This is a genomic window from Bacillus sp. SA1-12 (assembly GCF_000981385.1).
In the GTDB taxonomy this organism is placed as follows: domain Bacteria; phylum Bacillota; class Bacilli; order Bacillales; family Bacillaceae; genus Metabacillus.
In genome coordinates, this window is sequence record NZ_LATZ01000114.1 from 22364 (window position 1) to 36339 (window position 13976).

Consider the following 13976-nt stretch of genomic DNA (forward strand, 5'->3'; position numbering starts at 1 on the left):
TCCTATGTCCTTAAAAAAAGTAAAAACAGCCCTAAAACGACCACCAAGCATAAAATGGAAGTATCGAGTCCCTCCCACTGTAACTGCCTTAGCTTGGTTCTGCCTTCTCCGCCGCGATATCCTCTTGCTTCCATCGCTGTAGCAAGCTCCTCCGCCCGTTTAAAGGCACTTATAAAGAGGGGGACTAGTAAGGGTACTACCGCCTTAAAACGATCCTTTACAGGGCCGCTGGCGAAGTCTACGCCCCTTGCCATTTGAGCTTTTAATATCTTATCTGTTTCGTCCATTAACGTCGGGATAAACCTTAATGAAATTGACATCATTAAAGCAAGCTCATGTACAGGTAACCTAATCTTTTTAAATGGTCCCAATAGACTTTCCATCCCATCGGTAATTTCGATTGGCGTAGTTGTTAAGGTTAAGATTGTTGTCATTAAGATTAAATAAAGAAAACGCAATGATAGATAAATTCCTTGCTTCAGCCCTTCTTCATAAATACTGAGAAATCCTAAATCTAATAGGACCTCTCCTTCTTTCGTAACCAAAATATGAAGAAGAAACGTAAAGAGAATGATCCATAAAACTGGTTTAAGTCCTTTTAGCAAAAAGCGTATAGGAAGCCTTGTTAATACAACAATGGCCATAGTAAACAAGCCAAGCATTAAATAGGTGATAAAGTTATTTGCCAAAAATACGATAAAAACAAAGGCAAAAATCATCAGTAATTTTGCACGGGGATCCATTCTATGAATAAGAGATTCACCAGGAACATATTTCCCTATAATCATACTATTCATCATCTTAGCTCCACCTCACCCATAAGAGCCTTTAGCTGATCAACTGCTTCATCGATCGTTAGCGGAATATTATCAAAAGATAACCCTTTTTCTACTAATAATCGTTGCAATTTAACTGTTTCAGGCATATCCAGGCCTAGCGAGGAAAGCTTATCAGCCTGACTAAATATTTCTCGTGGTGTGCCATGCATCTCGATTGTTCCCTTATTCATCACAATAATCTCATCGGAATATTTCGCTGCATCCTCCATACTGTGCGTAACAAGGATAATAGTCAGTTTTTGTTCTTGGTTCAAACGATAGAATAAATCCATCATCTCTTTTCTTCCCCTAGGATCTAGACCTGCAGTTGGTTCATCTAATACAAGAACTTTAGGACCCATAGCCAAGACTCCTGCAATGGCGACTCTTCGCATTTGACCGCCGCTTAAATCAAATGGTGATTTTTGCAGAATCGATTCTGGCAATCCAACTATCTCTAAGCTTTGTCTTGCTTTTCTTATGGCCTCTTCCTCACTTGCACCAAAGTTCATCGGACCAAACGCGATATCCTTCTCAACGGTCTCTTCGAAAAGCTGATGTTCTGGAAATTGAAAAACGATGCCAACTAAGCTTCTGACAATCTTCAAATCCTTCTGCTTCCTACCTGCCGTGATTTTGTGATCTCCAATTTGAATTGAACCCTTAGTAGGTTTAAGTAGCCCATTTAAATGCTGAAGTATGGTTGATTTCCCCGATCCGGTATGTCCGATAATCGAGACATATGAACCCGATTTTACCGATAGATTGATATCATAAAGAGCAAGTCTTTCAAATGGTGTTCGAGCCTGATAACGATGCTCTACATTTTTGATTGTAATGTCCATAGCTCTTTCACCAGGCCTTCCTCAGTCAAATGATTATGTTGAATCGGTACCCCAGCCTCACGAAGCTTTTTGCTTAGTTGAAAAGGGAACGGCAAATCCAGACCGATTTCTACTAATTCTTCATCTCGCTTAAATACCTCTTCAGGCGTTCCTTCAGCAAACTTCTTTCCGCCATTCATTACGATAATTCGATCTGCCTTTGATGCTTCCTCCAGGTCATGCGTAATAGAAATAACCGTTAACAGCCCTTGATCATTCAGCTCACGAACCGTTTGGATTACTTCGCTTCTGCCTGCTGGATCAAGCATCGATGTTGCTTCATCTAAAATGATTATGTCAGGTTGAACAGCGATAACTCCTGCAATGGCTACACGCTGTTTTTGGCCTCCTGAGAGATGATGTGGCTCATGATTGTGAAATGCATCCATTTTGACCTTTTTTATAGCCCAATCAATTCTTTTGATCATTTCCTCTCTTTGTATACCATTATTCTCAAGACCAAAGGCAATGTCATCCTTTACCGTCGCACCTACAAATTGATTATCCGGGTTTTGAAAGACCATACCGACATGCTTCCGTATTTCCCATATCGAATCTTCAGATAATTCTATCCCGCAAACTTTGACCTTTCCTGTTTCAGGAATATATAATCCGTTTAATATTCTTGCTAATGTCGATTTGCCAGATCCGTTATGACCTACAATCGCCAGCCACTCACCTTGTTTAACCTGAATGGAAACATTGTCTAATGCAGGAGCAGCTTCCTGATGATAATGAAACGTTATGTTTTCTACATCTATGATTGTTTGACTCATCATTCGTTTCTCCTCAATAAGAAAAGCATTAATGCCTTGACCAGCGACGAATGAACTGCAGCAACTCCTAATCCACCTGCAGCTGAAATGCTGACTTAGGGTATAAGGAGTGTGAAACCCACTATGCGCTGAAGCTAGACACCAAAATTAACAGAAAACTATACTTTCTATCGAAATTTTATAAAAAGCTTTGACTCTTTTCCAAAAGCTTGTTGGTTTTAACCTTGCCTGTTGATTTTCTCTTAAGACGCTCTACTTCCTTGAGTGGTCCAGGAGCCTCCTCAGCGCCTTGCGACCGCGTAAGGTCTTTATTTATTTGGCCCTGTCGCTCCCACAGTAGTCTCGCCTGCACGTTCCAATTAACATAATGCTACAACTCAAAGAAGCTTTTAAACAAGGAAGGAGTTAATTAGTCCAATAGGTTATCCACTTACGAATACGTTGATTTAATAGCTCTTCTTTAGTAGAACATGACTCTTAAATAACACTTCTTAATTTTACAAACAACAATGCTTGCGAAAACAGCCAAAGCGCAGGACATAAAAACACAGCAAAAACTCTGTTTATCTTATCCTATAAAAAAAGGGCATTGATCCAGTTTTGCAACTGTCACGCCCTTGTAGTAAAAAGTATTAAACTAATTCAATGATAACCATTGGAGCACCGTCACCGCGACGAGGTCCAAGCTTCATGATGCGAGTGTAACCGCCTTGGCGATCTTCGTAACGTGGAGCGATATCACTGAAAAGCTTTTCTAAAGCATATTTCGGTTTATCTTTTTCCTTACCTTCCTCAGTTGTAACTTTTACAAGTTCAGCAACTTCGTTACGAACATAAGAAGCAGCTTGACGGCGAGCATGAAGATCTCCGCGCTTTCCTAAAGTAATCATCTTTTCAACAACTGAGCGTAATTCTTTAGCACGTGCTTCAGTAGTTTCAATGCGTTCTGAGATGATTAAATCAGTTGTTAAATCACGTAGCATCGCTTTACGTTGAGCACTTGTGCGACCTAATTTTCTGTATGACATCAGATGTCCCCTCCTTCGTTGTATAATGTATGTTTGGTTTATCTAAAAACAAATGTTTTATTGAAACATACGAAAACGCTAGTTAACTTTCTAACTAGTCGTCTTTTCGAAGACCTAAACCTAGTTCTTCTAGCTTAGCCTTAACTTCTTCTAGAGATTTACGACCTAGATTACGAACCTTCATCATATCTTCTTCTGTTTTATGAGCAAGCTCTTGTACTGTGTTAATTCCAGCACGTTTTAAACAGTTGTAAGAACGGACAGATAAATCTAGTTCTTCAATCGTCATCTCTAAAACTTTCTCTTTTTGATCCTCTTCTTTTTCAACCATAATTTCTGCATTTTGAGCTTCATCAGTAAGCCCTACAAAAATATTAAGGTGTTCAGTAAGGATCTTTGAACCTAAAGCGATTGCTTCTTTCGGTCCTGTACTACCATCAGTCCAAACGTCAAGCGTCAGTTTATCATAGTTGGCAACTTGACCAACGCGTGTTTTCTCTACTTGGTAGGAAACACGTGCAACTGGTGTATAGATCGAATCAATTGGAATTACTCCAATAGGCTGATCCTCTCTTTTGTTTGAATCAGCAGGCGTGTAGCCACGGCCGCGCTTAGCTGTTAGTCTCATTCTAAAGCTAGCATCTGATGCAAGAGTTGCAATATGAAGATCTGGATTTAGAATTTCAACATCACTATCATGAGTAATATCAGATGCAGTTACGCTGCCTTCGCCTTGAACATCAATCTCAAGCGTCTTTTCCTCATCAGAATAGATTTTAAGAGCAAGTTTCTTAATGTTTAAGATAATCGAAGTAACATCCTCAACAACACCCTCGATTGTTGAAAACTCATGAAGTACGCCATCTATCTGGATCGATGTTACAGCGGCACCAGGGAGAGAGGATAAAAGAATACGACGTAAGGAGTTACCCAAAGTTGTACCATATCCACGCTCAAGTGGCTCGACGACGAACTTGCCGTATTTGGCATCATCGTTGATTTCAACCGTTTCGATTTTTGGTTTTTCAATTTCTATCATCTATAAACCCTCCTTCAAAACGTCGAAACCCCGGCTAGACAAAAAATGTGTAAAACGTCTAACCGAAATTCCCCATTCAAAAGTTCCCGAATGTGCACAACAACTAAGTGATTCTGCTAGAACTTATATACTGTATCATAACCCATTATAGACAGAGATACAAAATCTATACAGAAAATTTACACACGACGACGTTTTGGTGGACGGCATCCATTATGTGGAACTGGAGTAACGTCTCTAATTGCTGTTACTTCTAACCCTGCAGCTTGAAGTGAGCGAATAGCCGCTTCACGTCCTGCACCAGGTCCTTTTACAGTAACTTCAAGAGTTTTTAAACCGTGTTCCATAGATGCTTTTGCTGCTGTTTCAGCAGCCATTTGTGCAGCGAAAGGAGTAGATTTACGAGAACCTCTGAAACCTAACGCACCAGCACTTGACCATGAAAGTGCATTACCATGAGTGTCTGTAATAGTAACAATCGTGTTGTTGAAAGTAGAACGAATGTGAGCAACACCACTCTCAATATTCTTTTTCACACGACGTTTACGAGTGTTCGTTTTACGTGCCATTATTGGTTACCCTCCTTTTATCTTATTTTTTCTTGTTTGCTACAGTACGACGTGGACCTTTACGTGTACGAGCGTTATTTTTTGTATTTTGACCGCGAACTGGTAAACCGCGACGATGACGAATACCACGGAATGAACCGATCTCGATTAGACGCTTAATGTTTAAAGATACCTCACGACGAAGGTCACCTTCTACTTTAAGCTTATCGATTACATCACGAATTTTTCCTAACTCTTCTTCAGTTAGGTCACGTACACGAGTATCTTCAGAAACTCCAGCCTCAGCTAGAACTTTCTGAGCAGTTGAGCGTCCGATCCCAAAGATATATGTTAATGAAATGACAACACGTTTGTCACGAGGAATATCAACACCTGCAATACGAGCCATTAAGCTTGCACCTCCTTAAAAATTAACCTTGTTTTTGCTTATGCTTAGGATTCTCACAAATAACCATGACTTTGCCTTTTCTGCGAATGACTTTACATTTTTCACAAATCGGTTTAACAGATGGTCTGACTTTCATGATTTTAATACCTCCTTAGTAGTACGGAGTGCTAATTATTTAAAACGGTACGTAATTCTGCCACGAGTTAAATCATATGGAGATAATTCTACCGTAACTTTGTCTCCAGGTAAAATACGAATGAAATGCATGCGGATCTTTCCAGATACATGCGCTAAAACCGTATGACCGTTCTCAAGTTCTACCTTGAACATTGCATTTGGCAATGTTTCAACGACAGTTCCTTCAACTTCAATTACATCGTCTTTCGCCATCGAACTGTTCTCCCTTCTCAAAATCAGTAACTTGCTCATTGACAAACTTTCATTTGTCACACGACCTGTTTCCACTATACTGTTCTGAACTTCCGGAGATACTCAGGTAAAGAATTCTAGATGATGAACATTCTTTTACTTGGAGATTCAAACTTCGCTTTCTCCATCAGCATTAAAACGAAATGACATCCGAAATTTCCAATCAATATGGCATATCGTACTTGCTTATGAACTAAGCAAGTTGACACATGCATGGAATCGAATTAGGTTCGTTCAAGCAATGTCACCTTCAGATTAGGCTTTTGTTAGAATTTCATAGCCTGTTTCAGTGATCGCAATCGTATGCTCAAAATGTGCACACACTTTACCATCTACTGTAACTACTGTCCATTCATCTGCCAATGTTTTTACATAACGGGTACCCGCATTAACCATTGGTTCAATCGCCAACACCATTCCCGGCTTAAGCCTTGGACCTTTGTTAGGCGGACCATAATGAGGTATTTGGGGATCTTCATGTAAATCTTGCCCGACACCGTGACCAACATACTCTCTCACAACAGAAAAACCATGTCCTTCAACATACGTTTGAATGGCATGAGAAATGTTCGAAAGTCTATCTCCTGGTTTCGCTTCTTCTAGTCCCTTATATAAGGACTCCTCAGTAACAGTTAAAAGTTTCCGAGCCTCTTCAGAAATTTCACCAACCGGATATGTCCAAGCAGAATCACCATGATAACCGTTATATTTAGCACCGATATCAATGCTAATAATATCTCCTTCACGCAATACGCGATTACCAGGTATTCCGTGAACGAGTTCTTCATTTACAGAAGCACAAATGCTCCCGCGGAAACCATTATACCCTTTAAAAGATGGAATTGCATCATAACCGCGAATAAACTTTTCGGCAATTGCATCCAATTCTTTTGTCGTGATACCAGGTTTGATATATTTTTGCAGCTCTTGATGTGTTAAAGCAACAATTCGACCAGCTTCTCGCATAATCTCAAGTTCGCGCTGAGTCTTACAAATGATCATGCACTAGTCCTCCAAGCAGCTGATTAACGTCATCAAATACTTTATCAATATCCTGTTCCCCATTGATGTTTCTTAAATAGCCTTTATCGCTATAGAAGTTCAATAATGGTTCAGTCTGCTTTAGGTTAACTTCTAAACGGTTTGCAACCGTTTCTTCGTTATCATCTGCACGCTGATAGAGCTCTCCACCACATTTGTCACACTCACCTTGTTTAGCAGGCGGATTAAATACTAAGTGATAGGTTGCGCCACAGTTTTTGCAAATACGACGTCCTGTTAAGCGTTCCATTAGAATATCTTTATTTACTTCAATGTTGATTACGTAATCAATCTGTTTGTTTAGATCTGCCAGAATTCCCTCAAGTGCTTCAGCTTGAGCAACAGTTCTAGGAAAACCATCTAAAAGAAAACCTTTTTGGCAATCATTCTTTCCTAAACGTTCACGAACAATACCTATGGTTACTTCATCAGGAACAAGTTCACCCTTATCAATAAAGGACTTTGCTTGTAACCCTAGTTCTGTCTCTTCTTTCATAGCAGCTCTGAACATATCTCCTGTTGAGATATGAGGGATGTCGTACTTTTCGACAATACGTTCAGCCTGAGTGCCTTTTCCAGCACCTGGAAGGCCCATCAATACTAGATTCATTTGTATTTCCCCCTCAGTCTCTATTTAGAGAGAATGGGAACAGATCCCATATCCTCCCTATTTAATAAAGCCTTTATAATGACGTTTCACTAGCTGACTTTCAAGCTGTTTCATTGTTTCAAGGGCAACCCCGACAACGATTAACAAGCTTGTTCCGCCAATCTGTGCAGATTGCGGCAGGTCAGCGAATTTAATGAAGAAAACAGGAAGAACAGCTATAACTGCTAAGAAAAGAGAACCGACAAAAGTTAAACGATATAATACCTTTGTAACATACTCCTGCGTATTCTTACCCGGTCTGATACCAGGTATATAGCCGCCTTGCTTCTTCAAATTTTCTGCCATCTGCTCAGGGTTCACTTGAACAAATGCATAGAAGTATGTGAAAGCAATAATTAATGCGATATAGATTATCATCCCTATAGGCTGTGTGTAATCAAATGTTTTCTGGATCCAATCCGTCACATCATTAGGACCAAAAAAGGCTGCTATCGTTGGTGGAGTAATAATAAATGACACCGCAAAGATAACAGGAATAACGCCAGCAGGGTTAACCTTTAACGGCAAATGGGTTGTTTGCCCGCCGCTCATATTGTTAGCCCCAGAACGCTTAGCGTACTGAATTGGAATCTTACGAAGTGCTTGTTGGATGAAGATGACCCCAACGATAACGGCTAATATAGCCAATACAAGAATGGCAACTGTAACTATTCGGATGAATAGCTGGTCACCGGCATCTTGGAATTGCTGTGCATATATTTGGTTGATCGTTGAGGGAATTCCTGCTGCGATCCCAGCAAAGATAATGATGGAAATTCCGTTCCCAACACCTTTGGAGGTGATCTGCTCTCCTAACCACATTAAAAATGCTGTACCAGCTGTTAAGACAATCGCAATTAATAAGTACGTCCAAATACCAGGATTCTCGATTAATAATCCACCCGATTGGGTATTAAATCCATAGGACATACCTAACGCCTGGATGAAACCTAAGATGATCGTAAAGTATCTTGTAAATTGAGCGAGTTTGCGGCGCCCAACATCACCTTGTTTCGACCATTCAGTGAATTTTGGCACAACATCCATCTGCAAGAGCTGAACGATGATTGATGCTGTAATATAAGGCATGATCCCCATCGCTAAGATCGAGAAGTTATATAAAGCACCGCCGCCAAATGTGTTTAAGATTCCGAATACATTCAGTTCATCCTGTGCTTTTAACACATCTGCATTAACATTCGGCACAGGAATGAATGTACCAATACGAAAGACAATTAACATTAAAAGGGTGAAGATGATTTTGTTCCGGATATCACTCACACTCATGAAATTAGAGATTAGTTTAAACATTCAATCACCTCAGATGTACCGCTAATAGATTTATTTGCTCCTTTAAAGGCAGAGAATTTGTCAGCTTTCTCTTTACGTTCATATATTTTTTACTACTTAACTCATAAACTAAAAAAAGGACCATAAAAAAAGATTAATCAGTTATTCATTACAAATCGAATGATAAAAGAAATACAAAAATCAATAATAGCAAAAAAAACACTAGTAAATAGAACAGTGAATAAAACGGTTATTGTATATCTTGTCAACTCTTTACTCTTTGGCCAGCTTACCTTCTTCATCTCGCGATTAATATCTGAGAAAAACTTAAAAATCCCTTGTTTCTCTACAATTCTATCAGCTTTTAGCAAACCCTTATTTATAAGAACCACCCCCTTTTTTATATAATAAAACTATTTATATATATAACCCTATTGTAAAACTCCTTTATTATTAATGAAATAGAAAATTTTATAGAAAAGTATAATTATTTTGTTTTTCCTTTTTAATTGCGCTTTATTTTCTATCTATAAAGGAAATAAGAATCGGCTGCTTTGTTTGCAAACTGTTTTTAAAGAAAAGCCGTGGTTATTTTATCAAGCAAATCTTTCTTAAAAAGATGTTGTGTTATAATTTTTTATATCTACATAAGTTAATTTTTTCAAAATAGGAAGGTGAAAAAAGGTGTCAGTCATAATTTCAACAGATGATTTAGAACATTCTTGTCCTAATTGTAAAGGTCAAAAATATATTATTGCGAATGATCAGAATGAGCCTTGTCCAAAATGTGAGGGTAAAGGGGTTGTATTAACTGCATTAGGACAAACATTACTTCACTTTATAAAAAAACATATTTGAATCATTTCTATTGAAAGAAGGCTAACTATTTACTTGTTAGCCTTTTTTACAGGAATGCTGACCCATTAGTCGAACAATGTCTTGCTCGTTATTGAAGCAAAAATCCCGTGAACCATCTATGCCTCAGTATGGCACCACAGAAGATGGAAGTTCTACCGTATTCCCATGGAAGTGTGAGTACAATAAAACTTTCCAGACTATTACATTAGACCTGACACGCAGCTCTCAAGCAGTTTTAAAATTTCCTGCCACCCGTCCTTCTAGTATCCATATGTATCAGAGCTCTGATTAATGGCGGTTCTTATTCCCTTGTGACTTGTATTTTTTAAATTTTTTGGCACCAAGCATGCCACAAAACACAAATCATAGTATAGAAGCACCAAAAGTCCTCCCAGTTGCCTATTTAACCAGCACAATTAAAACAGGCAATACTATAAAGGACAACAGTGTAGTCCAGAGAATCGTTTGCGTTAAAACCTTAGGAGACGCATCAAACTTCTCTGCAAGAATACCAGCATTGATCGCTACTGGCATACACGCTAAAACAAAAAGGACTGAAAACATGATGCCATCAATATCTAATAGATATAAACAAAACAAAGAGATAAGCGGACCAATAAATAATCTAATTCCCATTCCTATCCAAAAGGTAATCTGTATATTCTTGTCGGTACTTCCTGTTCTGACATTGGCAATTTGCGCTCCCAAAATAGCCAGAACAATGGGCGGGTAAGCATCGGCAATCATGGAGACTCCAGTGAAAACACCCTCTGGCAGAGATAGATGAAATGCACGAAACAAGATCGCCAACATTGCTGCATAAATGGCCGGTAAAGAAAAAACTGATTTGAGCGCATTTTTTACCGTAAAGTGAGATCGTGCTGCAAAATAGACTCCAAGCGTATTCATCATAATCATTTGCAAAACAATAAAAATGGATGCCTTTTCAAGTCCGCTCTGTCCGAACGCAAGCAATATAAGTGGGATACCGTAGTTAACAGAATTTGTGAAAGCAGAAATTAACGTCAATCCCGCTATATCATTCGATGGCAATTTAAAAAGTTTACCAAATAGATTGGATGCCGCCCAAAGCAAAAGTAGACTTAATAGGGAATATGCAAGAGTCAAATAAACATCCTCACCCGAAACCTCAGCCTCCATTAATGTATCGAATATCAAAAACGGAGTGAAAAAATATAAGACAAAGTTTAAAATTGGCCTTATTTCCAGCTTTTTAAACTTGGTGAGAAAGACCCCAGATATGACCGGGATAACGAGTGGAACAATCACATTAAATAGAGTAGATAAAATTTCTTGGATCATTCATTTCCCTCTCAAATATTTGTAATGTTATTTAATGACCTATGATTATATCATTCTTAAACCTTACCATAATTAATATGGAAAAAAACATCCCTTCGATTGGTAAAAGGATGTTTTTCTTTAAGTTACATTTGTTTCTAGTAATAGCAAATCTATTTTTTGTTCGTCTTGTTCTAAGTTATTGCATCTATCTCTTTAAAACGAGAATAATCATCTATGACTTTATTAGTATCTGCTCTTTTTTTCTTTTGAAGACAAAAGCAAAAATATGGAGAAACACCTCTGCGCTATCGGAAGAGACGGTGATTTTTTAAGAGGCTTACCAAAAAGTTAGGATCACAGACCTTTTGGAGCCTCTATTTTTATGTGTTGGGAACATTGACAGTTTCGTTCATATCAATACATTTTTTCACAATAGGTTCATATTATCCTACAAGTCTTTTTCTATTATTACGTAAGTTTTACCGTCTTTTGTAAACCTATAATTGGATTCTTCAAGCCCAAATTTTTTATAAAAATCTACTTTATTCTCTCTGGCATTACACCAAATTCTTTTCACGCCAAGGTTCTTTGCTTCTTGTATTAGATAGCCTAACAATTCACTTCCATATCCCTTACCTTGTTCTTGTTGAAGAGTTGCAAATATTCGAAATTGACCTTCTTCATTGTTAATAAAAAGGGAGATAACGGAAATCAATATGTTTTCTTTAAAAAGACCAAAATGAATACCTAAATCATCATCTACTAATTTAATATAGTCAAAAGCTTTATCGGGCCACATAACTTTATGCCTCAATTCCCAAGCTATTTCCTTATCTATTTTTATTATCGTGGTTTCCATTGTACTCTCCTTATCTTCTCTATAAACTAAGGAATACAGGGATCGTAATAGTCTCTCTCATTTAATTAAGATAGTAATGTTCCTCTTTAGTTAGTACAATCGTTTACCTAACCGATTTCAATGCTCTTTATTCAGATAGACACCAAAGAGAGTTTAGCACCCAGGTTCTCTCAGAATTAAACCGAATACTGTGATTAAAATCATAATTATTTAGTTTTATTTGTAAAAAAAATGCTGTATACAATCCTGGTTCGTTAGCCGGAATAAGAAAAGGATTGCCGGAGCAACCCCATTGTTTGACGTAACACAAGTTCGTTTAAATATAATACTTCAAAATCTGTTTCCATAACCCTGCTTTAAAGTATTAATAAATCAGTATTCTCTCTTGTTCCCCTTTTTTACAAAGTCCCACTCTACCTCTATATTTTTTCTAACCCGTTGAAGAAGCTGAAAAATAGTTTCTGTTTCTTCGTGGGAGAATCCAGAAAGTGCAACCTTATTGGAATATTCCCCTTCTCTCTTTAAAAAGGGATAAACGTTCTTACCTTTCTCAGTTGGAAATAGTTTCTTTATTTTTTTATTAACTTCATCGTCCCTTCTTTCAATAAATCCTTGCTTTTCAAGTTTTTGTATGGCACGAGCTGCTGTTGTTCGGTCTACTTTTATCATTTCTGCTAACTTTTCTTGAATAATTCCCGGATTTTCACAGATTCGAACTAAGTACAAATACTGTCCTTTTGTTAAGTTATATTCTTTAAATTCAATATTGCTTATCGAATCTAATGCCCTGGCTATCATTCCAATTTCACGAAGAATTTCCTTCATAAAAAACCTCCGAATTTTGTTGCATTTACAACAAAATATTTTTCATATATACTTCTTAGTGATGATTAATTTCATTATGACTTGTTTAGATAAATAAATCCAGAAAGGGGAGAAAATAAGTGAAAATTAAAAAAATAACTAAGGAAAATGACCTGAAAACAGCCTTTGAAATCAGAAAAGAAGTATTTGTTGAAGAACAAGGTGTACCATTGGAAGGTGAATTTGATGAATTTGACACACTGAATGGACAATGTGAACACATATTAGTCTATTACAATGAACATCCAGTTGGAACGGGAAGGATAAGAATTCTAGATGGCTTTGGCAAACTGGAGAGAATTTGTATCTTAGGACCCTTCCGTAAATTTGGTCTTGGAAAAATAATAATTAATGCGTTAGAAGCAATTGCGAAAGAAAAGGGAGTCTCCCAGGTTAAATTACACGGACAAACACAGGCAGAAGGTTTTTATAAGAAACTTGGTTATCGGTCTTCATCTAATATATTTATGGAAGATGGAATCCCGCATCTTTTAATGCTAAAAGAATTTTCTGCAAAATCATGATAAATAGGTCGAGGAAAGCGAAATATGCTTTTTATGTATTAGGAATTTTACTATTAACCCTTGGTATTTCTTTTACTATACAATCGGAGCTTGGAACATCTCCTTTTGATGCACTTTTGGTAGGTCTATCCCTAAACGTAGGGCTTACTGTGGGAAGTTGGGAAATAATTATTGCATTCATTCTGATTTGTTGTAATTCATTACTAATAAAACAAAGGCCTGAACTTTTAGGCTTGTTAACTGCATTAATCACGGGTATTGGTATTGATATGTGGCTTTTTTTATTACGCAATTTGATAACACCTGAACTATGGTTCGAAAAACTTGTTTGTTTTGTAATCGGCTTATTTGTTATGGGATTCGGAACTGCAATTTATTTACACACAAATTTTGCACCGATTCCAATTGACCGATTAACATTAATCATACAAGAATTAACGAGAACTACTATATTTTTATCGAGAACCTTCATTTACCTCGTATTTTTGATAATGGCCATTATTTTTAATGGACCAATTGGCGTCGGAACTTTATTAACGGTTTGTTTAGGGGGATTAATACTTAATTACTTTATGCCATTTACTGAACGTATCCTAACAAACGCTAGTACATCATTTGATTATGGTACAGATAAAAACCATTCAATATAAAACTG

General features: G+C 37.5%; 19 protein-coding genes. 3 read left to right on the forward strand and 16 right to left on the reverse strand.

Features of this window, described 5'->3' with window-relative positions:
- Window positions 1–2: 2 nt before the first annotated feature.
- The 13 genes from WQ54_RS19080 to secE form a co-directional block, all read right to left on the reverse strand.
- The gene (locus WQ54_RS19080) at window positions 3–800 is read right to left on the reverse strand and encodes an energy-coupling factor transporter transmembrane protein EcfT (protein WP_046586367.1); all 798 of its coding nucleotides are present in this window, start codon (window positions 798–800) and stop codon (window positions 3–5) included.
- Window positions 797–1663 carry an energy-coupling factor ABC transporter ATP-binding protein gene (locus WQ54_RS19085; protein ID WP_046586369.1) on the reverse strand — a complete coding sequence of 289 codons (867 nt, stop codon included), beginning with the start codon at window positions 1661–1663 and terminating at the stop codon, window positions 797–799. Before WQ54_RS19085 ends, WQ54_RS19080 begins: the two co-directional genes overlap by 4 nt.
- Window positions 1639–2481 carry an energy-coupling factor ABC transporter ATP-binding protein gene (locus tag WQ54_RS19090; protein ID WP_046586371.1) on the reverse strand — a complete coding sequence of 281 codons (843 nt, stop codon included), beginning with the start codon at window positions 2479–2481 and terminating at the stop codon, window positions 1639–1641. Before WQ54_RS19090 ends, WQ54_RS19085 begins: the two co-directional genes overlap by 25 nt.
- A gap of 629 nt (window positions 2482–3110) precedes the next feature.
- Window positions 3111–3506, reverse strand: coding sequence for a 50S ribosomal protein L17 (rplQ, locus tag WQ54_RS19095; RefSeq protein ID WP_046586373.1), 396 nt, complete (start codon window positions 3504–3506; stop codon window positions 3111–3113).
- Between the two features lie 94 nt (window positions 3507–3600).
- Window positions 3601–4545, reverse strand: a complete 945-nt coding sequence (locus WQ54_RS19100) for a DNA-directed RNA polymerase subunit alpha (protein ID WP_046586375.1) — start codon at window positions 4543–4545, stop codon at window positions 3601–3603.
- A gap of 179 nt (window positions 4546–4724) precedes the next feature.
- The gene (gene rpsK, locus WQ54_RS19105) at window positions 4725–5114 is read right to left on the reverse strand and encodes a 30S ribosomal protein S11 (RefSeq protein WP_046586377.1); all 390 of its coding nucleotides are present in this window, start codon (window positions 5112–5114) and stop codon (window positions 4725–4727) included.
- A 22-nt stretch (window positions 5115–5136) separates the two neighbouring features.
- Window positions 5137–5502 (reverse strand): 30S ribosomal protein S13, encoded by a 366-nt coding sequence (gene rpsM, locus WQ54_RS19110; protein WP_026561242.1) that lies wholly within the window; start codon window positions 5500–5502, stop codon window positions 5137–5139.
- A 22-nt stretch (window positions 5503–5524) separates the two neighbouring features.
- A complete protein-coding gene (rpmJ, locus tag WQ54_RS19115) occupies window positions 5525–5638 on the reverse strand; it encodes a 50S ribosomal protein L36 (RefSeq protein WP_003156543.1) in 114 nt (37 codons plus the stop codon).
- A gap of 35 nt (window positions 5639–5673) precedes the next feature.
- On the reverse strand, window positions 5674–5892 hold the full coding sequence (infA, locus tag WQ54_RS19120; protein ID WP_003348578.1) for a translation initiation factor IF-1: 219 nt from the start codon (window positions 5890–5892) through the stop codon (window positions 5674–5676).
- A 294-nt stretch (window positions 5893–6186) separates the two neighbouring features.
- Window positions 6187–6933 carry a type I methionyl aminopeptidase gene (gene map, locus WQ54_RS19125; RefSeq protein ID WP_046586383.1) on the reverse strand — a complete coding sequence of 249 codons (747 nt, stop codon included), beginning with the start codon at window positions 6931–6933 and terminating at the stop codon, window positions 6187–6189.
- A complete protein-coding gene (locus WQ54_RS19130) occupies window positions 6920–7582 on the reverse strand; it encodes an adenylate kinase (RefSeq protein ID WP_046586385.1) in 663 nt (220 codons plus the stop codon). The genes map and WQ54_RS19130 overlap by 14 nt, the downstream gene beginning before the upstream one ends.
- Window positions 7583–7639: 57 nt before the next feature.
- Window positions 7640–8932 (reverse strand): preprotein translocase subunit SecY, encoded by a 1293-nt coding sequence (gene secY, locus WQ54_RS19135; protein ID WP_046586387.1) that lies wholly within the window; start codon window positions 8930–8932, stop codon window positions 7640–7642.
- A gap of 137 nt (window positions 8933–9069) precedes the next feature.
- Window positions 9070–9246, reverse strand: coding sequence for a preprotein translocase subunit SecE (gene secE, locus WQ54_RS19140; protein ID WP_156178023.1), 177 nt, complete (start codon window positions 9244–9246; stop codon window positions 9070–9072).
- A 349-nt stretch (window positions 9247–9595) separates the two neighbouring features.
- Here secE and WQ54_RS19145 point away from each other — a divergent pair, with 349 nt between their 5' ends.
- Window positions 9596–9769, forward strand: a complete 174-nt coding sequence (locus WQ54_RS19145; protein WP_046586389.1) for a tryptophan RNA-binding attenuator protein inhibitory protein — start codon at window positions 9596–9598, stop codon at window positions 9767–9769.
- 399 nt (window positions 9770–10168) lie between these two features.
- Here WQ54_RS19145 and WQ54_RS19150 read toward each other — a convergent pair whose 3' ends face one another.
- The 3 genes from WQ54_RS19150 to WQ54_RS19160 all read right to left on the reverse strand — a co-directional run bounded on the left by WQ54_RS19150 (window position 10169) and on the right by WQ54_RS19160 (window position 12758).
- Window positions 10169–11092, reverse strand: coding sequence for an AEC family transporter (locus tag WQ54_RS19150; protein WP_046586391.1), 924 nt, complete (start codon window positions 11090–11092; stop codon window positions 10169–10171).
- A 430-nt stretch (window positions 11093–11522) separates the two neighbouring features.
- Window positions 11523–11933 carry a GNAT family N-acetyltransferase gene (locus WQ54_RS19155; protein ID WP_046586393.1) on the reverse strand — a complete coding sequence of 137 codons (411 nt, stop codon included), beginning with the start codon at window positions 11931–11933 and terminating at the stop codon, window positions 11523–11525.
- 372 nt (window positions 11934–12305) lie between these two features.
- Complete coding sequence (locus WQ54_RS19160; RefSeq protein WP_046586395.1) at window positions 12306–12758, reverse strand: MarR family winged helix-turn-helix transcriptional regulator; 453 nt, start codon at window positions 12756–12758, stop codon at window positions 12306–12308.
- Window positions 12759–12877: 119 nt separating this feature from the next.
- On the opposite strand from WQ54_RS19160, the gene WQ54_RS19165 reads away from it, so the two are divergent.
- A complete protein-coding gene (locus WQ54_RS19165) occupies window positions 12878–13321 on the forward strand; it encodes a GNAT family N-acetyltransferase (protein ID WP_046586397.1) in 444 nt (147 codons plus the stop codon).
- Window positions 13318–13971, forward strand: coding sequence for a YitT family protein (locus WQ54_RS19170; protein WP_046586398.1), 654 nt, complete (start codon window positions 13318–13320; stop codon window positions 13969–13971). The genes WQ54_RS19165 and WQ54_RS19170 overlap by 4 nt, the downstream gene beginning before the upstream one ends.
- The last annotated feature ends 5 nt before the right edge of the window (window positions 13972–13976 follow it).